22 protein-coding genes are annotated in these 23,345 nt (G+C 40.0%); 6 read left to right on the forward strand and 16 right to left on the reverse strand.

Annotated elements, in window-relative coordinates; all coding sequences use genetic code 11:
* Positions 1-39: 39 nt before the first annotated feature.
* Complete coding sequence (locus EHO58_RS07420; protein WP_135679508.1) at positions 40-1,713, reverse strand: P83/100 family protein; 1,674 nt, start codon at positions 1,711-1,713, stop codon at positions 40-42.
* A 158-nt stretch (positions 1,714-1,871) separates the two neighbouring features.
* Between EHO58_RS07420 and serC the strand changes: the two genes are divergently transcribed.
* The 4 genes from serC (at position 1,872) to EHO58_RS07440 (ending at position 5,975) form a co-directional block, all read left to right on the forward strand.
* A complete protein-coding gene (gene serC, locus EHO58_RS07425; protein ID WP_135679509.1) occupies positions 1,872-2,963 on the forward strand; it encodes a 3-phosphoserine/phosphohydroxythreonine transaminase in 1,092 nt (363 codons plus the stop codon).
* 18 nt (positions 2,964-2,981) lie between these two features.
* The gene (locus EHO58_RS07430; RefSeq protein ID WP_135679510.1) at positions 2,982-3,557 is read left to right on the forward strand and encodes a hypothetical protein; all 576 of its coding nucleotides are present in this window, start codon (positions 2,982-2,984) and stop codon (positions 3,555-3,557) included.
* Between the two features lie 79 nt (positions 3,558-3,636).
* Entirely contained in the window at positions 3,637-4,071 is a 435-nt protein-coding gene (gene rpiB, locus EHO58_RS07435; RefSeq protein WP_135628136.1) for a ribose 5-phosphate isomerase B, read from the forward strand.
* A 23-nt stretch (positions 4,072-4,094) separates the two neighbouring features.
* On the forward strand, positions 4,095-5,975 hold the full coding sequence (locus tag EHO58_RS07440; RefSeq protein ID WP_135679511.1) for a hypothetical protein: 1,881 nt from the start codon (positions 4,095-4,097) through the stop codon (positions 5,973-5,975).
* Here EHO58_RS07440 and EHO58_RS07445 read toward each other — a convergent pair.
* The 5 genes from EHO58_RS07445 to EHO58_RS07465 are packed head-to-tail and all read right to left on the reverse strand — an operon-like array spanning position 5,937 to position 10,410.
* Positions 5,937-6,353 carry a hypothetical protein gene (locus EHO58_RS07445; protein WP_135679512.1) on the reverse strand — a complete coding sequence of 139 codons (417 nt, stop codon included), beginning with the start codon at positions 6,351-6,353 and terminating at the stop codon, positions 5,937-5,939. The two genes, EHO58_RS07440 and EHO58_RS07445, sit on opposite strands and share 39 nt — an antisense overlap.
* Positions 6,350-6,553, reverse strand: coding sequence for a hypothetical protein (locus EHO58_RS07450; protein ID WP_036089237.1), 204 nt, complete (start codon positions 6,551-6,553; stop codon positions 6,350-6,352). The genes EHO58_RS07445 and EHO58_RS07450 overlap by 4 nt, the downstream gene beginning before the upstream one ends.
* Positions 6,553-7,146 carry a tetratricopeptide repeat protein gene (locus EHO58_RS07455; RefSeq protein WP_135628133.1) on the reverse strand — a complete coding sequence of 198 codons (594 nt, stop codon included), beginning with the start codon at positions 7,144-7,146 and terminating at the stop codon, positions 6,553-6,555. The genes EHO58_RS07450 and EHO58_RS07455 overlap by 1 nt, the downstream gene beginning before the upstream one ends.
* Positions 7,147-7,177: 31 nt before the next feature.
* Positions 7,178-9,415 (reverse strand): hypothetical protein, encoded by a 2,238-nt coding sequence (locus EHO58_RS07460; protein ID WP_135679513.1) that lies wholly within the window; start codon positions 9,413-9,415, stop codon positions 7,178-7,180.
* Positions 9,412-10,410, reverse strand: a complete 999-nt coding sequence (locus tag EHO58_RS07465; protein WP_244241098.1) for a hypothetical protein — start codon at positions 10,408-10,410, stop codon at positions 9,412-9,414. Before EHO58_RS07465 ends, EHO58_RS07460 begins: the two co-directional genes overlap by 4 nt.
* A gap of 77 nt (positions 10,411-10,487) precedes the next feature.
* Between EHO58_RS07465 and EHO58_RS07470 the strand changes: the two genes are divergently transcribed.
* Positions 10,488-11,453 carry a metalloenzyme gene (locus EHO58_RS07470; RefSeq protein ID WP_135679514.1) on the forward strand — a complete coding sequence of 322 codons (966 nt, stop codon included), beginning with the start codon at positions 10,488-10,490 and terminating at the stop codon, positions 11,451-11,453.
* Positions 11,454-11,459: 6 nt separating this feature from the next.
* Here the strand turns inward: EHO58_RS07470 and EHO58_RS07475 are convergent, their stop codons facing one another.
* Both EHO58_RS07475 and EHO58_RS07480 read right to left on the reverse strand, forming a co-directional pair.
* Positions 11,460-12,611 (reverse strand): tetratricopeptide repeat protein, encoded by a 1,152-nt coding sequence (locus EHO58_RS07475; protein WP_135628130.1) that lies wholly within the window; start codon positions 12,609-12,611, stop codon positions 11,460-11,462.
* A complete protein-coding gene (locus EHO58_RS07480; protein ID WP_135679515.1) occupies positions 12,608-14,251 on the reverse strand; it encodes a hypothetical protein in 1,644 nt (547 codons plus the stop codon). The genes EHO58_RS07475 and EHO58_RS07480 overlap by 4 nt, the downstream gene beginning before the upstream one ends.
* Positions 14,252-14,428: 177 nt before the next feature.
* Here EHO58_RS07480 and EHO58_RS07485 point away from each other — a divergent pair, with 177 nt between their 5' ends.
* Positions 14,429-15,091, forward strand: a complete 663-nt coding sequence (locus tag EHO58_RS07485) for a class I SAM-dependent methyltransferase (protein WP_135628128.1) — start codon at positions 14,429-14,431, stop codon at positions 15,089-15,091.
* Positions 15,092-15,134: 43 nt separating this feature from the next.
* On the opposite strand, the gene EHO58_RS07490 is transcribed toward EHO58_RS07485, so the two are convergent.
* The 8 genes from EHO58_RS07490 to EHO58_RS07525 all read right to left on the reverse strand — a co-directional run bounded on the left by EHO58_RS07490 (position 15,135) and on the right by EHO58_RS07525 (position 23,344).
* Positions 15,135-15,740 (reverse strand): hypothetical protein, encoded by a 606-nt coding sequence (locus EHO58_RS07490; protein ID WP_135679516.1) that lies wholly within the window; start codon positions 15,738-15,740, stop codon positions 15,135-15,137.
* The gene (locus EHO58_RS07495) at positions 15,727-16,359 is read right to left on the reverse strand and encodes a hypothetical protein (RefSeq protein WP_135679517.1); all 633 of its coding nucleotides are present in this window, start codon (positions 16,357-16,359) and stop codon (positions 15,727-15,729) included. The genes EHO58_RS07490 and EHO58_RS07495 overlap by 14 nt, the downstream gene beginning before the upstream one ends.
* 185 nt (positions 16,360-16,544) lie before the next feature.
* Positions 16,545-17,864, reverse strand: coding sequence for a tRNA (N(6)-L-threonylcarbamoyladenosine(37)-C(2))-methylthiotransferase MtaB (gene mtaB / locus EHO58_RS07500; RefSeq protein ID WP_135679518.1), 1,320 nt, complete (start codon positions 17,862-17,864; stop codon positions 16,545-16,547).
* Positions 17,845-18,633, reverse strand: coding sequence for a tetratricopeptide repeat protein (locus EHO58_RS07505; protein ID WP_135679519.1), 789 nt, complete (start codon positions 18,631-18,633; stop codon positions 17,845-17,847). Before EHO58_RS07505 ends, mtaB begins: the two co-directional genes overlap by 20 nt.
* A gap of 32 nt (positions 18,634-18,665) precedes the next feature.
* Positions 18,666-19,091 carry a hypothetical protein gene (locus EHO58_RS07510; protein ID WP_020769211.1) on the reverse strand — a complete coding sequence of 142 codons (426 nt, stop codon included), beginning with the start codon at positions 19,089-19,091 and terminating at the stop codon, positions 18,666-18,668.
* A gap of 74 nt (positions 19,092-19,165) precedes the next feature.
* A complete protein-coding gene (locus tag EHO58_RS07515; RefSeq protein ID WP_135628123.1) occupies positions 19,166-21,706 on the reverse strand; it encodes an ATP-dependent Clp protease ATP-binding subunit in 2,541 nt (846 codons plus the stop codon).
* 114 nt (positions 21,707-21,820) lie between these two features.
* A complete protein-coding gene (locus EHO58_RS07520) occupies positions 21,821-22,645 on the reverse strand; it encodes an ATP--guanido phosphotransferase (RefSeq protein WP_208728733.1) in 825 nt (274 codons plus the stop codon).
* Positions 22,646-22,651: 6 nt separating this feature from the next.
* Positions 22,652-23,344 carry an ABC transporter ATP-binding protein gene (locus EHO58_RS07525; RefSeq protein ID WP_086447812.1) on the reverse strand — a complete coding sequence of 231 codons (693 nt, stop codon included), beginning with the start codon at positions 23,342-23,344 and terminating at the stop codon, positions 22,652-22,654.
* Position 23,345 lies beyond the last annotated feature (1 nt).

The following is a 23,345-nucleotide window of genomic DNA, read 5'->3' on the forward strand; positions in this document are numbered from 1 at the left end:
GGTGTAAGCCCGCCTTCTCTTCTTAACAATCAGTTAATCTTAAGGTTTAATTTTTTTGATCAATTTAAGATCCGATTTGCTGAACACTGCGATTTCAGTTTTTCCGGAACCTTCTTCTTTACCGGTAACGTAAATTTTTTCACCGAAGAAAGTTACGTTTGAGTTCGGGCTGATCTCTTCTTCAGTTCCGGCAGTTTTCTTTAAACCTTTGTCGTAACGGCTTAAATAATATTTTCCGTTTCTTTCTTCAAAAGCATAGATCTCTTCCCCTTTGACGATCATTGGAGTTCGCCAGAATACGGAATCACCGGACCAAACTGCAGGTTTCAGTGTTTCTTGATCGATCAGAATGAGTTTGTGAGCTGCTGAGTGATCAGACTCGTAACCAACTACGAGTGCTTTTCCATCCACTACTTCGAACGTACGCCCACAAATCTTGTTAAAGTCACCTTTGAAGATTGTATCATCTTTAGAAGGATCTAACGCGTGAAGTTCGTTGCTATAATGTCCATCAGAAGTGTATTTTAAGGTTTTAAGGAATAGGATTTTTCCACCGACAACGTTCTTGTCGAATTCTTCTTTTTTCTTCTGCTCTTCTTTAACTGTTTCTAACTCTTTTTTAGTTTCTTTCAGTTCTTGTTTGATCTCTTCCTTGGACTTATTGTCGTCGGACTTAGCTTCGGATTTTTTTGAATCTCCGGAAGAAGAACTTTTGGAATCAGAAGAAGATGAGGAAGACTTAGAATCCGATTTACGAGATTCTTCTTTTTTAGCGATCTCCTTCTCTTTTTCCTTTAATTGTTGCTCTTCTTTTTTGGCCTTTTGTTGCTCTTGTTGTGCCTGTTTACGTTCTTCTTGTTTTTGAGTGATCTTTTGTTTGTTCTTAACAGGATCTTTATTCAGTTCCTGGATCTCTCTTTCTGCATCTCTTTCTTTATTAGATGCATCTTCTTGTTTTTTCCTATTCTCTTCTTTTTTATCCTGGAGTTTACGTTTTTCTTCTTCTGCCTTCTCGTTCTGAAGGTCGTTCATTCTTTTTTTATCGTCTTGACCTTCTTTCTTTTTATCTAGGTCCTTATTGACTTCTTTCTCCAGCTCATCAGTATCCAGATCCTTTCCATCAGCCGAAAGAATATTGGTTACGATAGGAATAACGATCTGGGTTTTTCCAGGCCATTCCGTATAACGTCTGCCGATACCGATTTTATCATTTTGTGCGTTTTTTACAACTTCGCTATTGTATTTACGTTTAACATAGTCTGCACTTTTACGATGGATCGCATTATAATAAAGTATATAAGTTGCTAACGTATCGGAGTTTGCTTCCGAATATCCGAAATTTGCTTTCACATATCCGGAAAGAATCCTTTGGATGGAGTTAATATGTCCGTAATCAGCATCTTTACCAATACTGATTAGATCTGCTCCGAACTTTTTTTCTTTCTCATCAGGAAGAATGCGGATCGCAGTGATCCCGTCTGCAGAAGCTGCCGATTTGGGATCCTTTTTTAATGCTTCGGATAATCCAGCACCTGTTCTCGCGTTACTTCCTTTTGTCTCTTCATCCGCTCTTGCAGCAGATCTGTTGACGAAGTTCACTTTTCCGGAAGAGCGAACTTCCTTTTCTCCAAGTTTAGGCCCCTCTTGGGCGAAGATCGGAAAGCTAAAACTTCCGAGGAAGATTAGAAATACGGCCAGTCGAATCCGTGACATTATGGAACTCCTTTGAAAAACGAATACCCCCAAACTTGGGAGAGACGAATGGCTATCTTATGATTCTAGATAGGACTCTGCCAAGGATTTTTCGATTCTTCTCGAATGTTGGAACAGTAAGAAGTTGCCTCCCGAGACCTGGTTTTTACCCTAACCTCATGAGCAAATTTGAGCGCCGAATCTACAATTTTTGCGCAGGTCCTGCGATGTTACCCACTCCAGTCATGGAGAAGGCGGCTTCTGAGTTTCTAAACTACCGCGGGTCCGGTATGTCCATTATGGAAGATAGCCATAGGGGAAAACTTTTTGAAGAAGTCCTCGATACTTCCCTTTCCTTGCTCAGAGAATTATTATCTGTTCCGGAAAATTACGAAATTATGTTTCTTTCCGGAGGAGCTAGCCTTCACTTCTCCGCCCTGCCCTTAAATCTTCTGAAAGATGGAGAGTCCGCTGACTTTGCGGTCACAGGTATCTGGGCTAAGAAGGCTATGGAAGAAGCACTTAGATTCAACCCGGTCAAAAAAATTTATGACGGAGAAGATCATAAATACACCGAGTCTCCTGAACTCAATGACTCCATGGTAAATCCAGGAGCAGCTTATGTTTATATCACTTCTAATAATACTTTATTAGGAACTCGTTATGCAACGATTCCGAATATCACTAAGGCACCTTTGATTGCGGACATGACTTCCGAAATTCTTTCTAGAAAGATAGACATTAGCAAGTTTGGCGCGATATTCGCAGGGGCACAAAAAAATATCGGGCCATCGGGATTAAGCGTTCTGATCATCCGCAAAGATTTACTTGGACGTTCCGGCAGAACTATTCCTATATTGATGGATTATGCACTGACTGCTAAAAACAAATCCATGTACAATACTCCTCCTACATATTCCATCTACATGGCCAAACTTGTATTCGAATGGTTAAAGGATCTAGGTGGAGTGGAGAAGATCGAAAAGATCAATGAGGAGAAGGCCAAAATTTTATACGATTATTTGGAAACCACTTCCTTCTATAATGCTCCCGTAAAACCGAATTCAAGATCAGTAATGAACGTTGTGTTCACGATTCATGACAAAAATTTAGAATCTAAGTTTTTAGCAGGAGCGGAAGAAAGAGGGCTTCATGGATTAGAAGGTCATAGACTTGTAGGTGGTTTAAGGGCTTCTATCTATAATTCCATGCCTAAAGAAGGTGTGATCGCTCTAGTAGGATACATGAAGGAATTCGAGAAGAAGGCCTAAATCTTCTGGAAGAATAGAATGAAACACATTCTTCTCATCTTAACTCTTATATGTGCGGGTATTATAAAGATATCCGCTTCTCCTTTATTTTTCCCCACAAAATTAAAGATAGGCCATTGTTTATCCCAAGGCAACAGCCACAAAGAATTAAAGGAATTTTATACTTCTAAACTTTCTCCGGAAGAAAGAACCAAGATTGCAGAAAATCTTGCCTTACAAGAAGCAAAATCCGCTTACCAAAGTTTAGAATGTATCCGTATGTCCGGATTAACTAAAGAAGAACAAGTTATCTTACTCGCGGACCATTCTCATCATAGGGAAACCAAAGAGCTCATGTTTTCTTATTACGAAAACTTTTTACTCTCCGACGAGAAGACTATCCGCTTATCCGCCTTTGAAGAAAAAAACCTGCGCAACTTCCTAGAAGCCAAAAAAGAACTTTTAGCAAGATTACACCAGGCGGAGTTTCAATCCTTATCTGAGAAACTTCTACCCTTATCCACTTTCCAAAACACCTATATGGCCCTCTTCTTCCAACATTGGGAATTCTACCAGACTGCTCCCGATTTCTTGAAAGAAGGACTCTTCGATTAAGAAACTTTTCCTTATTTTCCGATCCTTGCTGTAAATTGCTTGAATCGGAGAATTCACATAGGTACGGTACCTATAGAACATGAAAAAAATTGGCATCGCATCCGATCACGGTGGATTCGAACTTAAAGAATACCTTCGCAAAGAATTGGCGGACTCGATAGAGATCCTGGACTTCGGCACAAAGGATGAGACCTCTGTGGATTATCCTTTAGTAATCGCGGACGCCTGCAAAAAAGTACTCTCTAAAGAAGTGGATGGACTGATTGCATTATGTGGAACAGGAATCGGAGCTTCTATCGCAGCAAACCGTCATAAGGGGATCAGAGCTGCTCTTTGCCATGATGAGTTCACAGCAGAAATGTCTCGTCGCCATAACAATGCAAACGTATTGGTATTAGGCGGAAGAGTTTTAGGCAAAGACCTTGCTGCCCGCATCGTACAAAAATGGTTGAACACCTCTTTCGAAGCCGGACGCCATGAAAGAAGAGTGGGTCAGTTAGACACCATCGTTTAATAAACGGAAAAACACCTTTAAGAATGCGAAACAAGATCCTTTATCCGGTCTATCTCTTAGGTTTGGTCGGTCTTGTTTCCTTTTTCTCCGGCTCTATTTCTGCCGAATCTAATTCATTCTCCTTAAGCGCATTCGTTCTTAAATATGTTCGTCTAGGAAGTACCGAAAACGGAGCTCCTAAATTAGAATTAAGTCCCCGTGATCGTAAAGAAGGTTCGGATCTATTTTTAGATTTTGAAGAGAAAGAAGCTGCAGACCTGAATGATAAGGCCGGCGGTTACAGAATATTAACTTCTTCTTATCTTCCCGATTCGGCAAAAGCACATTCCGGAAAAAGATCCGCAGGTTTTGTGGGCAAAAGATCCGGGATCAAAGTTTCAGGAAAAACAAAGGGAATACTTACAAGTCCGGACATTAAGGAAGAATTTTATATCTCCTTCTTTCTATTACCCGGAAACCTAGATAAGGAAGCTGTCCTACTCTCCAAGGATCTATATACCAGAGGAAAAAAATTCGGCTGGGATCTCAGGATCAAAGATGAGATTCCAATATTAGAATTTCGTAATTTTTTTCAGAAAGTCGACAAAACACATCTATCACTAAAACTTGCAGGTAATTCCAGACTTTCCAGATCTGATTGGAATCATTTTATCATTCATTTTAAACCTGCTCAAAGAGAGATCGTATTATATATCAACGGAAAAGAAACCGACAGATCTTCTATTTCTTCTAAAGAACCGATCATTCGAATCGGTTTTCATCCGGAAGACAGCACTCCATTTAAGATCGGGGAAAGTTTTTACGGGTGGTTAGATGATTTTCTCGTCTCCAAAGGAAGTCCCGATCCGGAGGTCTTATCCACTCAATACGATGGTCAAAAATATGACCCATCTTCCTTTACTGCAGATGCAAAATTCGGAACTGCAATATCCACCGTTTATAAGACCAAATTTTCCAATTCTGTCCCGGAAGCAGTATTATTAAAAGCGAATGTCCCTAAGTCCTCGGTATTAGAATTATATTTCAGATCTTCTCCTAAAATTTTTTCGAAAACGGAAGAATATCCGGCCTGGAGATCTATCGATCTCAGAAAAATCGAAGAAGAATTTAAAGAGGATGATCCATACAGAGAAACGGAAGAAGAAAGTTCTCCTAAAGGAAAATCTTCCAGTTATCGTATTCCATTAGACAAGGTCTGGGGAAACAAACTTTCTTATTTCAAATATTACCAGGTAAAGGTCAAATTTAAGACCGATTCGGGATCAAAGTCCAGCCCTGAATTAGAAGCATTAACATTTTCTTATAGAGAAACTATTCCTCCCGTTAGACCCGCCGGTTTAAAAATAGTGAACTTTGACGATTATGATCCTGAAGCTCAGGGTCCTAGAGTTTGTTTGAGTTGGACCCAAAATCCGGAAAGGAATGTGCAGCAGAAAGGCGGCTATGTCATTCACTATGGAGTCGGCCCGAATCGTATGGTTGGGATACTAAAAGGTACAAGTAAAGAATTGGCAAAAGGTAAAATGCCTGTTCTAACTACCAAAGGAAAAACCAAACATCCGATGAGCGAGTATTTGGATCCTATCTTGGGCGATGACTCCAGTTGTCCTAAGCGCAATGATATGAGCGGCCCTAAACTTTGTCAGTGTATAGACAATCGACTCATTTCTTTGAACGCGGAAAAACCGGAAGAAAACGATGATGAAGACGAAAGTCCTAAATCCAAAAAGAAAAAGAAGAAACCTCGTAAAGACCCTTACGATAAAAAACTTTTATTCTTCCAAAAGGGGCTAACGTATTATTTCAAAGTTGCCGCTTATAATTCGGTTTACGATCCCGAAAATGGCCCGGACCAACTGAGCCCGTTAAGCGACTCCGTCGAGGTCTATTTCCTGAGCGAGTAGGATCTTTACTAGATTCTGCTCTTTCCATTTGGGATTCGTACATAAAATCCCGTCCAAATCCGCCAAAGAAGCCGTAGCAATCTCCAACCATTCCTTCCATTCCAAGTTTTTAGAGGAAGAAAGTCGTATCGCAAGTGAGATCTCTTCCTTTCTAACAGGGAGAAAATCCAAAAACAGATTTTTAGATTGGGTCCAGATGATCTCTCTTGTTAAAGGATCGGATTCTTTTTCAAGGACAGAATCCAAACTAGGAAGAGCCAAAACGAAAATATGATTTTTTTTGGTAAGTGATTCGATCGCGTTCGATACGGAACGACGAGAAGAGGAATTTCCAAGTATCAATTCCTTAAAACAATCGGAAGAGACTAATAATTTCAAACTTTCGCTTCCGGATAAATTTTGGATAATTCTCTCAAAGCTTCCAATCTTTGGTAAGAATCGGATTTAAAAACTTCGTTCCTAAAACAGGAGCGAAGCAACTCTGAAGCGGATAGGTCTCTTTTCTCCGCTTCAGTCCTTAATAATTCGAATTCTTCCTCAGTGAGGAGCATCTGAAATCTTCTTTCGACACGGGCCATTACTCCTCTTCTTTCAGTTCCTTTTCGTTTTTCAAGTAGGTTCCGTAATAAATTTGAGAATCTAGTATCTGTCCCAAGTTTTCGTAAATAGCTGCGATATTATAATTCGCCTGGTTCAGGCGAAAATCATGCTTAAAAGACTTCTTAAATAGCTGGATGGCCCTATCTTCGCGGCCGGCATACCACTCCGACATTGCCCATAAAAAGGTCCACTTTCCCAAATCGGGATCCCTAGGACTTACCTTTCCTAAATAACCAACATTCTCTTCGAACAGACCCGCTGCTCGGAGGTAATTGTCTCTGATCTTTCGGACCTTCTCCATTCTGGAAAATACATCTTCGGAATGACCCGGCAATTCCAAGTCTGCTCTCCAAAAAAGAGCCCTAGCCAGATAAAGTTTATAGATCAATTCATTCGGATTTTTTTTAACATATTCTTCTAAGAAGGGAAGACTCTCAGCTTCTTTCCCACTTTGGTGAAGAAGTAAAACTTTTTGTTTTGCTGCTTTATTCCATTCTCTTCTATTTTCTTCTTGAGGATAATAAGAAGATAAACTTGCACAAAACAAAAGGATACAACAGAGAGTGCGCATTTTAGATTAGATCTTATCCGGCAGGAAAATATTAAATATAAGTATATAAGTTTTTTCCGTTTTCCGGGTAAGGAAGTGGAGTGATCTTATACTCTTTTCCTATAGAATCCAAGATCATTTTTAGTTCGGATTCCCTTTCTTCTCTGGACAAAACAAAAATTTCAGAAGGAGAAACTCCGAATCCGTAATCTTCCGATCCGAGCCTAGGTTGGATCTCCTCCAGAACATCTTTTCTCCATTTGTCTATGGAAGAATAATCCAAATCGCCTGTACATCTGATCTTGTATAGATTACATCTGCTTCTTTCACCGTGAGTTGCCCAACGAAGAAGTAAGAATTGAATTTGGACCAAATCTCTTTTGTCCTGAATGGCATGAGAAGCCTGTTCTATTTCTAATTGTAAAAATGCATCTTCCACGGGTTCTATGGAATTCTCTACATTCTCTCTTATCTGTTCCGCCAAATCATTATTAGGCGGATCTGGGAACATCAGAAAGAACCTAAAGTCTAGACCGGATCTGAAAAGTGAGAAGGAAACAATCCTCATCACTCCATCCAAATCCGCAGAATCGAATTTTTTACGGAAGAAATGATCGTTACGTCGTTCTTCCGTAACGTCTATGATAGAAACATCCCCTACTTCTTTTCCTAAGAATTGATCTCCATATAAAAAGATCATGTTCTGACGGCTATAAGGTTGTAAACCGTAGGATACCACAGGAAGATAAGCGCCTCTTCTTCTATCATAAAAATGAATACTAAAGGATTTCAAATGAAGAGAAGAGAAAATCGTAAGATAATATTTCAATAATGAAGATATAGGAGTATCCAAACCTTGGTGGATCTCATCTAAAACTTCTAGGATCTTTCTTTTTTCGCGAATAGGTTGTTTATCCAACCAACTTCTGAATTTTTCAGAAAGAGGAAGTTCTTCATTCGGATCGGTTTTACGAATTCCCCACCAGGCTCTTGCCCATAAGAAGAATCTAGACTTATGTTGAGGAGCAAGTCCTCTCGCGGCCTTCAGACCGATCTCGGCGAGTCCGGTAACTCTAAGTGCTTTTGCTAAAAGACCTGAATCCTTAGGACGATCTAAAATTTGGGTCTGAGGAATTTCGGGAGAAGTGGATTTTACTTTCTCCACAAGCCTTGCCAGTTCATCCGTAAAGATAGAATCTCTTTTTTTCTGTAGAGCTTCCGGCATTTCCACAACAGATACGGTAGAAGGAGCAGATGCCACTTCTCTTTCTACATGAATTGGCTCCTTCTTCTCTCTTAAAAACTTTGGAGTTAAAAATGAATCTCCAGGAAGATCAAAGGGTAGAACATAAAATGTACCGCTTGCATTCGGTTTCGTTTCTAAAATAGGAGGAACGGTTACTATCTCAGGAATATCGGCTAATTCGGGTAATTTTCCCGCTTCCACTTGTTTAAAATTACTTTCTTCGATTCTTTGAGAAAGAATTTGGATGAGCTTGGACACATCCGATTTTGTATAGGAGGAAGATGATTTATTCTTTCTAACAAGAAGAATACATGCATCCAATAAAAACAATAATCCGAAAAATACCGGGAACAATATTAAGAAAATATTACGTTCATAAGGAACTAATAGTAAGATCCCTTGGATAAAACCTATTTTTTCTTCCGGATAGAATGCATAATAAGCTCTGTATAATTTGTCACCAAGTCGGATTTCTTTGAAATCATTTCCCCCGTCCTTCATGGACTTCAAAACTTCTTCTGAAATTTTCCGCGGGTCGGTTTTTTCCCCTTTTTCTTCCCAATCTTGGAAGGTCCCAAGTCTTGGTTCCGGAACAAAGTATTCTATCTTATCGTCCAAGGAAATTTTGAATTTTTCCTTATCCAATACCGCAAGAACTGCCACTGATTTTGAATATAATGGAACAAATAATACAGGCTCATTTTCCAAAGAAAGAAAGCGACTAGTCTTTCCCTCCCATGCCTGGGACAATAGATATCTTTCTTTATCTCCGGAAAATTCCAGGTTCGGAGTATTTTTCAGATTTGAGTCCCAAGATAAAAAGGTTCTTACGGGAAGGAATAAATTGTTCGTATCCAATTCTTCCGGATCCGATTCACGGATCTTTTTTTCTAACTCAAGAATCTCTTTATTAAAGGAAGAAAATACGGACTCCAATCTGGACTTATAAAAAATCCCGGAAGGAAAGTACGGTTCTAAAAGAAGTACTGAAACGGAAAATATAAAAGATAAAGCAAGTATAAGTCTGAATTTAAAGCCGATCATTTTGTCTTTTCCCTAAATTGCCCGAGTAAACGAACCAGCTCGGTTTTCACTTGGACCACTTCTTCTCTCTCTGAAAAACGGTGCTCCATTCGGATCGTGAATAAAATTCTAGAAGCAAGTATTCCACAAATCAAAGCGATCAATGAAATTCCAAAAGCACTTAAGATCAATAATAACTCTTCCGCTCTTGTCTTTCTATGTTGTGATAGAAAAATTTCTAGATCATCCGCAACTATCTTTTCCCAAACAGGACGAATTAGAATTTTTTGAGATTTGGAATTTTTATCCAACAATGCATGTATCATTGCCTTGGATTCTTCCGAATTCGAAACCTCTGCATTTGGAAGTAATGTGCTATCAGGGTTCAAATTGGTTTCTAAAAGTTCCGAATCATCTTCCTTCTTCTTATATACCCAATATAAGATCCCTTCCGAAAAATCCCGAGGCAGAAATGATTTTTTAGAACCGCTTGCTTCTTGGACAATTCGGTCTCCGTCTTCTTTCAAGATCTGAAGATATAGATCTCCGGAAGAATTTCTGTATAATAAAAATCCATCGGTATCTTCTACCCAACTTGCTTTAGATACCTGCATTCCGAGTAGTCTAAGACCTTTATGAAATCCAGGTCCCTTTGGATCGGATGAATACATCGCCCTATAATTATAATCATAAATTCGAATTTGTTTTAATTTGATAGAAGAGGTGAAAAGTTTTCCTAAAACTTCAGCCTCCTTGTCGGTTTCAGGCTTGGGCATTTCTCTCATCAAATATTCAAATCTATAGCCCAGATCATAATAGTTGTTTTGAAATCTTTCTAGGATGGAGTCTAGGAAAGATTCCTTTTTCAGTTTAGGGTACAAACTAAGAATTTGGATAGGAGAGAAGAAAACCGCATCCTTCCAAGCTCCCGGAAAAAAAGGGATGGAAATCAATACGATACATAGCAGTATCAGAGTCAGAATTCGAGATCTTTTGCTATGTTTGCGCGGGTTCACCTTTCTAGTATCGGCGATTCCATCATAAAGAATCAGTCTAATTCAATAGGATAATCGATACTTCTCGGACCAATAAAATGATATTTTATGTTTTTATAGACGGGATAGGCTTTGGGGAAAACGATCCGGATAAAAATCCGTTCTCTAAGTATTCAAAGGGGATTTTTCTACCCTTGGGCGGTAAATCGATCCCGACAGATTCTCCTTCCCGCCTCCAAGAACTCACCTATCTCAAAACGGACGCGAGTATGGGGATCAAGGGACTTCCTCAAAGCGCCACCGGACAAACCTCTCTTTGGACTGGGATCAATGCCTGTCAGGTGCTGAACCGACACATGAGTGGATTTCCTACATTTACCTTAAAACGTATCATCGCTAAATATTCCATCATTCGAATCTTAGAAGAGAACGGATTTAAAGCCGACCTACTGAACTGTTATACCCCCGGATTTGCGGAACATATAAAAAAACATCCAAGACATGTATCCGCTTCTACTCTCATCCAGATGGCTGCGGACAAACCTTTAAAAGATATGGATGATCTAAGAGATGGCAAGGGTCTTTATATGGACATCAGCCGTGATTTCCTTAGAAAGTTCGGAAGGGACTTTATAGATAAGGATGATCCGGTTTTAGAGATCCAAGATCCGTACAAAACCGGGAAAGATATCATTCCTGCAATGCAGGGCCATACATTATGTATCTATGAATACTTTATCACGGATAAGGTGGGTCATAAGATGAATTGGAAAGGTGCCGAAAAATGTATCTCCGACTTGGAGGACTTTTTACTCGGAGTTTTGGATGCAATGGATCCGGAACAAGATCAACTCATTATAACATCCGATCATGGAAACTTGGAAGATCTGACTGTGGATGTTCATACCGTAAACCCGGTACCGACCATTCTATACGGTAAATACACGGATCAGATGAAAGACAAAATCCACGCCTTGAAAGATATCCCACATGCAATTTATGATTGTTTAGGGATACAGATCCAAATGTCTGAACAGGAATTTGTTCAGACTTCTTCAAATTAAGATTTCTTAATATTTCCAGTCGTCGTCTTGGCGATCATCGTCGGAAGGTTTTGCTTTTCCGCCACCTTCTCCGTCCTTGTATCTAAGATCGTCTTCGATCTGATCCAAAGCTTCCTTCTTCCAGGCAGCGGATTTTTTACCTACAGGAGTATCAGGATTTCTATCAGCGGACTCTTGGAAAACCGCTGCGGCTTTCTCATACTTTCCGCCTCTGAAATAGATGGTTCCCTTTCTGAACATGGCAGCCTGGTCCATAGTTCCATCCGAGTTCTCTAACATTTTGTTCAGATATTGGATTGCTTGTTCCGATTTTCCCAAAGCATCGTAACTTTCCGCGATATAATACCAAGCTTGTTCTCTAGCTCTTTCGCTGACACCTATATCCAAAGCTTTTTTCAAAGTTTCGATCGCTGAGTAATATTCTTTACGTACGTATAATTCTCTACCCTTCTCTAAGAGCCCGGAACGGAATTCCTTATCTACGGAAACCTTATCCGGATCGAAATAGGCATCCGACTGAACGTAATCTTCATACACATCGTAAGCGGACCAATCTTTGCCCATTCTGCGCAAAGATTTTCCCCATCTCACTCTAGCTTTTACGTTTTCAGGATCTTCCTGTAAGGCCAATACGTAGTTCTTTCTAGACTGATCGTAATTGCCTTTTTTCATATAGTAGTCGGCAATTGCGGATAACGCATTCGATCTGAGTTTGTTATCTCCGGAAGTTCTAAGAACTTCCTCTAAATGTCCTTTTCCTTCTTCGTCTCTATTTAATAAAAGAAGAAGGTTTCCAAGGCCATAGGCGACCCTAGCTTTTTCTTCGCGAGCTAAACCTTCTTTTTGGTTCAGCTCCCTGAAAATACCAAGGGCTCTCATCTTATCCCCGGTTTTGTCCAGAGCAGTTGCCAGATCGTATTGGATCCGGAAAGAAAGATCAGAACCCACATCCTTGGCGGATAATTCTGCGAAAATATCCAAAGCCTTTTCCGAGGATTTAGGATTGGAATGTTTTAGAAATTCCTCTCCTTCTCTGACTTTCTCGATGATCCCTTTATTTGTGGAATCCGTATCTTGGATCACCGCAGTATAAATCCCTGTGAGAAGACCTGCACATACGAATAAAAATCCTGTGACTAAAATAATGGAACGGTTCATCTTCTTCCTCCGCCGATCCGGGCCAGACATTGTTTGGTCCAGAACTCGGTTCGTTCCGGATTATAGTTCTTTGTATCTTTTTGTACGAAGAACTTTAGGGCTTTATTATATTCACCCTTTTTATAAAAAGACATTCCAAGGAAAAACTTGGCCTTTCCTCTTATATCGACATCGTTTGAGCCCGCATACGGAGCCAATTGTTTAACCGCTTCTCCGTATTCGTTTTTCCAATACGTTGCTCTCAGAACTCGATCGACCTCTTCATCACTAGGCTCTTCTTGCTCGACGATTAAAGGTTGTTTTTCATTATTCTGAACATTTTGGTTGTTCTGATTATCCTGAGGATCTTGCTCTTCTTTCGGCTCGTTTTTATTAGGCTTATCGTTTTCAGCAGTTTGTGTATTATCCGAAGAGCCAGGGCCACCAATCGCAACATAAGATTGGTCCTGAGTCAAAGTGAAATCTTCTATATCGCCACGTTTAACTGTAATACCAAAATACATGGTTCCGGAGTATGGTTTCATCTTAACCATAACGTTAGTATCCGGATGAGAAACTTCTCCAAGCTTTCTAACATTGCCGCCTAGAAAGGTAGAAACTCCTCCTGACAAAGGTTTGCCCGCTTGGTAAATAGAGTAGACAGTGTTTTCGTCGGCGCGATCAGGAGATTTCCAATCTAAACGAACTCCTCCATCGACGATATTCGCCTTCAGATCCTTCACGTGCATTTCATCGTACGCGAATTGAGGATTGGTAACTACATCATCTTCCTTAGGAGGTTTTCTTTTATCTTGATCATAAACGTAGAACTGGCGAATGAAGGATTGATTTTGGACTAAAGGTAAAACTTCTTTCAAACCTTGTTTTACTGAAACACCGTAATAAAGAGTTTGAGACTTGGTCAGATCCTGATCCAAGAAAGTATTTTCAGGATGCGAAACTTCCGCTAACTTCTCCGCTTTTCTCATCAATGTCATACTAGACATCGGCTCCGCGGATTTATAAATAGTATAGATAGTTTCACCTTGGATTCCTTTCGGATAAGGTTCCCAAGAAATACGTAAGAACTGACCTTCTCTCTTTACTGAGATATCAGTAACTCTAGCGTTATCCGAAAGATACTTCTGCTCTTCTGGCGGAGGTTGATTCGTATTCGTAGCAGGAGGGTAATTATTCTGAGTATTAGTCGGTGGATGATTATTTGTCTGAGGAGGCGGGTTATTTTCGATCACAATCGGGATCGTAGTATAGTTACGATTCGCTACTAATCTTGCATCCTTCTTCCTTACATGATTCGCTAATACGACTGCGTAATAATAAGTTCCAGGTTTCAGATTATAATCGTAGATCTGATTCACTCCGTTAGCTACGCCGCTCGGAAATTTTCCCAAAGAATCCGAGATATAACATTTTTCAGGATTATCGATGATAGAAGAAGATCGAGCAACTATGATCTCGCCGGTTTCTCGAGGAGCTTCCCAAGAGATACGAACGGATCTACCGTCTTTAAGGACTTCTACATTGATGGAGTTTGCAACACTCGCATTATCATTGTCCAGACGAAAGGTATCCTGGGCATAGATAGAATTTCCCAATGCCATTAGGAAGAAAATAGATAGGATCCGGAGTCGAATTTTCATCTGGAAATAAGGTTCCGAACTAGATTATCGGTTGCTACAATGCAATTTTTTACTTCGGTTTTTAGCAGAATGTGGGGAAAATAATATAAAATGCGAAAGATACGGAAACTTCTCCTTTCGGTTTGATCTTGACTAATGAAAGCATTCATAAGACATAATACGACTTCCGGCATATAAATGATCGATATAGAATATTATTACGACCCAGAATATCAGAATTTTCTCCTCTCGAGCAAGAGACGTGAGCTTACTCCTCCGGAAACCGTTTTGAAACATTTTTCCCTGAAGGATGTCCAGAATATCGTGGATTTCGGGATGGGCCTGGGTTTCTGGACGGAAACTCTTCTGAAATCGATCCATAAAGAGGGATGGGTCTGGGGCGCAGAATGTAATCAAGACTTCTTGGATGAAGTATTACATTGGAAAAATAGAGAAGATATCCAAAGATTTACGCCATTTTATATGGAGAAAGCGGATCGTCCCCTATTACCGGAATGGATCCCAGTCCCTGAAGTCGTTTTTGCTTCTTTAGTACTTTCCACTTTTGCAGATCCGGGCCAAGCAATGGACGGTTTAGTTCGTTCCATGAAGAAGGGTGGCAAATTGATCGTTCTAGATTGGGTCAAAAACGAATACCCAGTCGGCCCTAGGATCAATGATAAGATCTCTTTAGATAAGATGAAGTTTTTAGCGGAACAATATAAATTAGAGATCGTTAAAACAGTTCGTATTAGTGAAAACGTATACGGCTTGGAGATCCAATCAGGCCCTGAATTCGAATATGGTTATTATGATCTAAGAGAAGAAGAAACTTATTCTGAAGAATTGATCAGATCTTAAAGAAGCGATTTTAAGAGATATCCCTTAAAATCGCTTATAGATTTTATTTTAAATTATAAATTCCGTCTTTAGCAGCTTCTTCTAATACTGAATAAGTAGTAGTTTTGAAGCCCGCTGGAATTTCCGAAGCAGGAGATTTAAACGGAAGCGCAAAAATAAGTAAAAGCTGGATCCAAGTATTATAAGTAACATTTCTAATGTACTGTTTTACTACTTTATCCTTTTTATCTTTAAAAGTATAAGTAATCGTAAAATCATCTTTTGCCCAAGCAGGTAAAACAGTTAAAGTCAAACCGCTTATGAAAGCAAGAGCTTGTCCGCCGCCGCCACCTTGGTCAACACCTTCGATCTGCAATTTTAAATCAGAAGGTTGTAAAGCAGTTGTGGTACCTTTAAAGTAGCCGGATTCCGAAATATGCTTTTCAAATTCTTTCTGCATTGCTTCAAGAGCGTTAGCATTTACCTCTAACGATTCACCGGATGGCGAAAAGGATTTCTGTGAATAAGTCACTGAAATAGTCTTATTAGAAACTTTTTCGGGCTTTTGGTAAGTCGGGCCTTGAAACCCTTCAGGGTAACTTGTAAAAGTAGCACAATTGAACAGTCCGATTACTGCGCAAGTAGCTATAAACAACTCAATTTTTTTCATTCACTTTGTCTCCATTAGTATGTTTTAATATGAATCGATGAGCATTATAGTAGGAGTCGATCAATGAGGACAATACTTCGGTCCTATCCTCGATTCCGCTCGGAAACAGATAATATTTGCTATAAAAATTCACATCACGAGTATTGAATAATTTCTTAACGTTTCTAAAAAGGACCTTCTTGTTCGGATTTTTAACAGTCAAATCACAATCATAAGCAGCCGAATCCGTAGCAATCGCTCCTCCTGCCCAAATATAAATTGTGAAAGTCAAGATCGCTAAAGGGAAATATGCAGGATGAGGTTTTCTAATTTCCTCGAAATTGGTACAGGCAATGGTAAAAATTTTATAGTTATTATCAGAAGGTTCTTTGTAATTAATGTATGCTACCCTTTGAAAATAATTCGCTTTTCGAGCATATTCTATAACTGCAAGGGTTAAATTATCTTCCTTAGTCTGCACTGAATTGATCCCGGAAGGAAGAGTCACTCTTTCTATAAAAATTGTTAAAGGAAGAGCTTGTTTTTGGTCAGGTGGATCGTTCAAAGAAACCTGAACCGGAATAGTAATACAGGAAGCCAGTATTAGAAAGGAAAAGAATGCTAAAAATTTTAATTTCATCCGAATAAAAACCTAACTCATTCAGGGGACAGACCTACCCGAAAAAGAGAAAGGTATACTAACGTTTGAGAAACATTTTTACACAGGATTACTAATGCAATAAAAATTCCCGTTTATTAGGGATTTTGGCACATTACAAATCTAAATTTTACAATTTTATAAAATCGAAATGTGCTTTATCTGGATCAACCGATTGCAGCCAAGATCCGAGCGGAAACTTTACCTTCTTTATCGGTAACATCCGGGATATATTCCCCGATCTCTACGGTTAAGAATTGCCCTGGACTTAGGCTTTTTAGATCATTTTCAGGGATAACTGCTTTTAGATAATTATCGGTTACTGCAACCCCACCCCTTTCCAAAACAGCCTCCCTCTTTTTAGAGAACTGGCTTTCTGCATATTTGCGATGCAATCTTTGGGAAAGATCCATAAGAGAATGAACTCTTTCCTTTTTGGTTTCTTTGGAAACCGTTTCAGGAAATTGTTCCGCAGAGGTATTTTTCCGAACAGAAAAAGGAAAGGCATGTATTTTAGAAAAACCTAATTCGTCCAGGATAGAAACAGAATCTCCAAAATCAGCTTCAGTTTCCCCAGGGAAACCTACGATTACATCTGTTCCTAAAAATAAATCCGGAACTTTTGATTTAGCAAGTTCTATCCTTTTACGGAAGGTTTCAGGAGTATAACTGCGTTTCATTCTTTTTAGGATCTCTTTACTTCCACTTTGTAAAGGAACATGTAAGAATGGAGTAAATCTAGGATGAGTAAGAAGTTCAGCAAGTTCCACACCCACATCAGGCGGTTCGATGGAAGAAAGTCTAAGTCTGGAATATTCTAACTTATTCAAGATGGCTTCGAGCATTTTAGGAAATGCCTTTCTGCCTTCTGCATCTCTATACCAGCCCAAGTTCACACCTGTAAGTATGATCTCTCCCACTCCATTATCCTGTAAGAAGGAAACCTGATCTAGTACGTCTTTCCAATTTCTGGAAACACCCTTGCCTCTTGCTTGAGGAATTTTACAATAAGAACATTGGCGATCACAACCGTCTTGGATCTTAAGATAAGCTCTGGTATGTCCATTCGGTAAAACATCAGAATATGCAAATCTGTCTGAAACTGTTTGGATATGAGAAGAATCTGCGCCTTCTTTTTCTAGGATCAACCTAGGCAGATCGGATTTGTTTTCATTGCCAATCACTCCTGCAATGCCGGGGATAGATTCTATTGATTCTTTATCTGTCTGTGCGTAACATCCGGTTACCCAGACTTGAGCACCAGGATATCTTTTAATCGCGTTTCGAATAATATTACGATTTCTTGAATCTGCTTTATTGGTGACCGTACATGTATTGACTACGACCACATCCGGAATATCTTCTCCCGCGGCCACAGAATATCCGTGTTTACTCAAAGAAGAGAATAAACCATCCGACTCAAAAAAATTGAGCCTACAACCTAAGGTATGGAATAATACCTTTTTTTCACCCGGCGGAAAGGGCATTGATCCTTGCCTCTATTCTTCTAATATTACCTTTTATTTTTTCATCGTCAGGTTTTAACTTAAGTGCGGATTCCAATTGTTCTTTAGCATTTCTTAATTGTTCGAGGGCCTTTTTGATATTCCCTCTTTTTGCTTCTTGGTTTCCTGCTTTTTCGTAAACTAATCCTAGGTTGTTCAATACGTTCGGATTATTAGGAACTAAAGATTGAGCCCATTTCAAACTGACTTCCGCTTTTTCGGCACTCCCTAAATAGAAGTAAACTTGAGCTTCTAAAACTAAAGGACGGTAATCGTTTCCATCTTCTGCTTTTAGTTTTTCTATAATGTATAATGCTTCTCTAGCTTTATTATTATATAATAGAGTAGTCGCGTATAATAATCTTACTTCTCTATTCTTAGGATTAGTTTGGTAAGAATTATAAATGATCTCTAATGCGTCGGAATTCCTACCTGCTTGGATCAGATATCTGGCAAAATCCACACTTACAGCAGGGTCTCCAGGTTTTAGTTTTAATGCTTCGGACCAATGAGTAGCAGCGGATTTATTTCTTCCTGCATTATAATGACAGAACGCCGCTAGGTAATGAGTATCGTAAGATCTTTTTCCTTGTTCGTGAAGCACACGAATGATCTCTAAGGCTTTTTCTGAATTTCCTTTTTGGAATTCTGCTAATGCTGTTTGGTAATCCGGTTCGCTCTGAGCGAAAGTATTCCCCGCCGAAAAAACAAATAGTATCAGTGAAAGTAGGAGTATTTTTCCTTTGTGCATCTTTTGGTCACTTTTTATTGGCGGGAAAAATTTTAGGTGGGGACCCCCATTGATTTTGTATTTAGACAATCAATTAAGGAATGAAATGGCTCCACCGGGTCGATGAAAACGATTATACTCGGATATCGTATAGAAAGGAAATGTTCTATTCTTTCCTCAGAAACGATCTGAAAATCCCCGGTTTCCAAAACAGGTAAACCGTCCAAGTTTCTGTAGATCTCGTATTCCTCTTGATCGAGGAAATCAGTCAACAGCATATAACCGGATCCGAAGTAGACCCCGCCTTGGAAGTAGTATTTGTAGAGGACGCGTACCTCGGGAAGAAATAAATCAGGCTGGAAAACACATAGGGAAATTTTTTCGATCCCTGCTACGGTTCTGATCTTACGTAGATGGAACCATACCTTACGGACCAGAAGGTAAAGGAGCACAAATATAATGGGAATCAGGTACGGCATAGACCCTCTCCAATAAAGTCTCCCTTTTTAGATCAAAAGCCCCCTTTCCGTTTCCGTGAGGGGGCAAAGATCTCTTACACTAGCGCAGGTTCTTCGGAACGCTCCGGATTGTTCGGAGAACTTCCTCCGTCTGAACCTTGATCTGCAGGTTTATAATCTGTCCAAACTTCTTCTAAGAAGTCCAGTTTACCTTCTTTGAAAGCAACTGTGATCTTAGTAGGCTCTTTGTAAGCGCCTTTCAAAGTTTGAACTGCCATATAATCTTCTAACTCGCGTTGGAATACTCTGCGTAATGGACGTGCTCCGAACTTCTCGTCGTAACCGATATCCATGAAGTGATCCTTTGCTTCTTGAGTAAGGTCGATCTTGATCTTCTTATCCAATAATCTCTTATTGGTATCTCTGATCATGATATCCATAATCGCCATAAGTTCTTCTTTTCTGAGAGGTTTGAAGTAAACAACCTCATCCACCCTGTTCAAGAACTCTGGGTTGAAATGTTTTTTCAACTGCTCACGAGCCTGGTCTGACTTGTATTTGTCGGTCTCTCCAGAACGATCTTCGAATCCTAAACGAACTGTGCTGGAAATTTCCTTAGCACCGATATTAGAAGTCATGATAATGATCGCGTCTCTGAAGTTTACCTTACGTCCTTTAGTGTCAGTCAGGTTACCTTCTTCCATTACTTGGAGAAGAACGTTGAATATATCATGGTGAGCTTTTTCGATCTCATCCAACAGAATGATTGAGTACGGTTTTTTACGAACGAACTCAGTCAATTGTCCGCCATCATCGTAACCAACATAACCTGGAGGTGCTCCGATCAATCTACTGACCGCATGTGGTTCCATATATTCGGACATATCCACACGAAGCATAGCATCTTGGTCTCCGAATAAGAACTCAGCCAATGCTTTAGCAAGCTCGGTTTTACCCACACCTGTCGGCCCAAGGAAGATGAAAGATCCTGTAGGTCTACGTTCTGCTTTGAACCCGGTTCTTGCTCTACGAACGGATTTTGCAATCTTCTCGATCGCTTCGTCCTGCCCGACAACTCTTAGTTTAAGTTCTTCTTCCAAACGAAGTAGTCTTGCGGACTCGTTTTCTTCCATTCTTTGTAATGGAATTCCGGTCCACTGAGAAACCACGGAAAGAATATCGTCTTCGTCGATAGAAACTGCGAAATCATCCAGTTTCTCCTGCCAAGATCTGATCTTTTCTTCCAGAACTTGTTTCTTACGATTTACTTCGTCGCGAACTCCGGCAGCTTTTTCATACTCTTGAGAACGAACCAGATCTTCTTTCTTTTGAGAAAGTGATTTGATCTCTTCTTCCAAGTCTTTTACTGCTTGAGGGCGAGCACAATTTGCAAGTCTTGCTTTTGCGCCCGCTTCGTCGATGATGTCGATCGCCTTGTCAGGTAGATATCTATCATTGATATATCTATGTGATAACTTAACTGATTGTTCCAAAGCACGATCCGAATAACGCACCTTGTGGTGAGCTTCGTATGCTTTTTTCAATCCTGTAAGGATTTGGATAGCATCGTCTACGGAAGGTTCCGCAACTTTTACTACTTGGAACCTTCTTTCCAATGCGGAATCACGCTCGATATACTTGCGGTATTCTGTGCTGGTAGTAGCTCCGATACATTGCAATTCCCCTCTTGCAAGTGCAGGTTTCAGGATATTTGCGGCGTCTACCGCTCCTTCTGCTGCTCCCGCTCCGATCAGAGTATGCAACTCATCGATAAATATGATGATATTATTAGAAGAAGAAATTTCTTTCATGATCTTCTTCAATCTTTCTTCGAATTCTCCGCGATACTTGGTTCCTGCGATCAGGCTTGCTAGATCCAAGGAAAGTACACGTTTTTCGAATAGAAGATCCGGAACATTCTTCTCTACGATCGCAAGTGCGAGTCCTTCTACAATTGCTGTTTTACCAACTCCGGACTCTCCAACCAATACTGGATTGTTCTTGGTTTTACGAGAAAGGATTTGGATCACCCTTTGGATCTCATTAGATCTACCCACAACAGGATCCAGTTTTTTATCTCTGGCTAGTTGAGTAAGATCTCTTGCGAACTCATCCAAGATAGGAGTTTTAGTTTTTTCAGCGCGAGGAGTTCCAGGTTGAGCGGTTGGCTGGCTGGATACTCCGACTGTGCTTGTAGGAGGAGCGCCTAAAAGACGTAAGATCTCCCCTTTGATCACATTATAATTCACGCTAAAGGAGTATAACGCTCCACCTGCGATATTATTATTATCTCTCAATAACGCTAGAAGAATATGTTCAGTTCCAACATAATTGTGTTTAAGACGTTTGGCTTCTTCCTTAGAGAGTTCGATAATTTTTTGGTATCGATCCTGTCCTTGGGCCATGTCCATCAACAATGTGCCGGAGTTCTCCCTGGTCCTGCGCTCTACTTCTTTACGAAGTTCGTTCAGGTTGATGTTCAGGTTATTCAGTATTTTTATCGCGACCGAATCTTCTTCCTTTAACAATCCTAATAAGATATGTTCAGGGCCGATAAATTCGCTACCAAGACGTTTTGCTTCGTCTTGCGCGATCTCGTTGATTACTCGTTTTGCTCTTTTAGTAAATTCCAACATAATTGCACGCCCTTCCTGATGGGTTCTGTAGGTTAGACTGTATTCGCATCCAATTTCCAACTGGGAGCCGGAATCTCCCTTAAAGAATATATCGGACTAGTTAACCAAAAAGGATTACGGGGCAAATGAGGCTTTTGTCCCTTCTTTTCCGCTTATTACCAGTAAGGCTAAATACGAAACCAAATTGAAAAAGGAATTTTTTCTATTTGGGCCGAAATTTTTTCGGAAAAAGACCAATCTGCCCTTCAATTCTTCCCGATAGAAGCCCCAGTCTGTAGGCAGCCTGAAATCCCTTAACTCTCCCGAGTCCGCAAGTCTCGCCGGAATAGAAACAGAAAGTTTGTCTCCAAAACCGGAATTGGTAGGACAGGAATTGATGAATCCGATCCCTTTTTGAAAATCAAACTTATCTTCCGCCTCGAATTTTGTCAAAAAATCGGATTTTAGGACAGAGTTTAACTCAAGTAGGGAATCAGTCACATATTCCCAACGAATATGATCCTCGTCTCCCATTACCAATGTCCCTGAATTCCAGGGAATTCTTTGCTTTAATTCTAGGATCGGATTTTTTTTTCCAGAATTTAGATCTTCGGCCTGGGAATCATTCTCTTCTAAAAACGAATTTAGGAACTGGTCCGTCTTCTCTGTCCGTTTGGCATAGGTGGAATTTTTCGGATTTCTAGCAATGCGGAACCTATAGGTGAACGGCAAACGGTGAGAATCTAAATAGGACAAACCTTCTTCCCAATTTGTTTTTTTGAATTTTTCCCAAGTATCAATCGCAGGAAAATTCGAAGGAGGTTCCCAGTCGGAAGGCGCTTGGATCGGAATAAATTTGGTATATTCTTCGCCCAAAAATTGGATGCAATGAGCGCATCCTATCTTTCCCCGATTTTTCCAGTCGAGAAGGGATAAGCCGCAATAAATACAGCCATCCATAATTGTTTATACCGTTTGTGGGACCACTGCGGGTTTGAGTTTTCCTTGGAAAATCTGGTTTCTTTTATGAGCAAGCGCAGCCAGTTCCATATCGTGGGTCACTAGTATTAGACTGAATTTTAGATCTTTTTGTAGTTCTTGGATCAGGTTCATTAGATTTCTGGAATTTTCTCTGTCCAGGTTCCCTGTTGGTTCATCCGCAAGTATGAGTTTTTTCCCGGCTACCAAAGCTCTTGCCACACCTACTCTTGCGCTTTCTCCTCCGGATAGTTGAGAAGGATGAGAATGTATCCTTTCTTTCAGTCCAACTTTCTCCAGCATGGAGATTGCTTCCTTCTCCGCTTTAAAAGTAGAATAACCTTTGATCAAAAGTGGAATGCTCACATTCTCCAGAGCGGAAAAATCCGGAAGAAGAAGATGGTGCTGGAAGATAAATGCGATTTTTTCCGCGCGGAAACTTTCTTTTCCTTTCTCATCCAAATTGTTTAGATTGATTCCGCAAATTTCGATCTCGCCGGAATCGAAACTATCCATCGCACCTAAAATATTGAGAAGAGTGGATTTTCCGATCCCGGATTTTCCTTCGATGGAAAAAATTTCACCTTCTTCCACATCCATATCCAATCCATCTAGTACGGAAAATTCCTTTTCTAGGATATGATACTTTTTAACCAGATTTCTGATCTTAATAATGCTCACG

The sequence above is a fragment of the Leptospira selangorensis genome (assembly GCF_004769405.1).
Taxonomy (GTDB): Bacteria; Spirochaetota; Leptospiria; order Leptospirales; family Leptospiraceae; genus Leptospira_B; species Leptospira_B selangorensis.

Coding starts and splice junctions, on each gene's coding strand:
- EHO58_RS07420 (WP_135679508.1), bottom strand. CDS start 1,713: ATGTCACGGATTCGACTGGCCGTATTTCTAATCTTCCTCGGAAGTTTT.
- EHO58_RS07430 (WP_135679510.1), top strand. CDS start 2,982: ATGAAACACATTCTTCTCATCTTAACTCTTATATGTGCGGGTATTATA.
- EHO58_RS07495 (WP_135679517.1), bottom strand. CDS start 16,359: ATGAAATTAAAATTTTTAGCATTCTTTTCCTTTCTAATACTGGCTTCC.
- EHO58_RS07485 (WP_135628128.1), top strand. CDS start 14,429: ATGATCGATATAGAATATTATTACGACCCAGAATATCAGAATTTTCTC.
- EHO58_RS07470 (WP_135679514.1), top strand. CDS start 10,488: ATGATATTTTATGTTTTTATAGACGGGATAGGCTTTGGGGAAAACGAT.
- EHO58_RS07520 (WP_208728733.1), bottom strand. CDS start 22,645: ATGGATGGCTGTATTTATTGCGGCTTATCCCTTCTCGACTGGAAAAAT.
- EHO58_RS07475 (WP_135628130.1), bottom strand. CDS start 12,611: ATGAACCGTTCCATTATTTTAGTCACAGGATTTTTATTCGTATGTGCA.
- rpiB (WP_135628136.1), top strand. CDS start 3,637: ATGAAAAAAATTGGCATCGCATCCGATCACGGTGGATTCGAACTTAAA.
- serC (WP_135679509.1), top strand. CDS start 1,872: ATGAGCAAATTTGAGCGCCGAATCTACAATTTTTGCGCAGGTCCTGCG.
- EHO58_RS07515 (WP_135628123.1), bottom strand. CDS start 21,706: ATGTTGGAATTTACTAAAAGAGCAAAACGAGTAATCAACGAGATCGCG.
- EHO58_RS07450 (WP_036089237.1), bottom strand. CDS start 6,553: ATGGCCCGTGTCGAAAGAAGATTTCAGATGCTCCTCACTGAGGAAGAA.
- EHO58_RS07480 (WP_135679515.1), bottom strand. CDS start 14,251: ATGAAAATTCGACTCCGGATCCTATCTATTTTCTTCCTAATGGCATTG.
- EHO58_RS07510 (WP_020769211.1), bottom strand. CDS start 19,091: ATGCCGTACCTGATTCCCATTATATTTGTGCTCCTTTACCTTCTGGTC.
- EHO58_RS07490 (WP_135679516.1), bottom strand. CDS start 15,740: ATGAAAAAAATTGAGTTGTTTATAGCTACTTGCGCAGTAATCGGACTG.
- EHO58_RS07460 (WP_135679513.1), bottom strand. CDS start 9,415: ATGATCGGCTTTAAATTCAGACTTATACTTGCTTTATCTTTTATATTT.
- EHO58_RS07440 (WP_135679511.1), top strand. CDS start 4,095: ATGCGAAACAAGATCCTTTATCCGGTCTATCTCTTAGGTTTGGTCGGT.
- EHO58_RS07505 (WP_135679519.1), bottom strand. CDS start 18,633: ATGCACAAAGGAAAAATACTCCTACTTTCACTGATACTATTTGTTTTT.
- mtaB (WP_135679518.1), bottom strand. CDS start 17,864: ATGCCCTTTCCGCCGGGTGAAAAAAAGGTATTATTCCATACCTTAGGT.
- EHO58_RS07455 (WP_135628133.1), bottom strand. CDS start 7,146: ATGCGCACTCTCTGTTGTATCCTTTTGTTTTGTGCAAGTTTATCTTCT.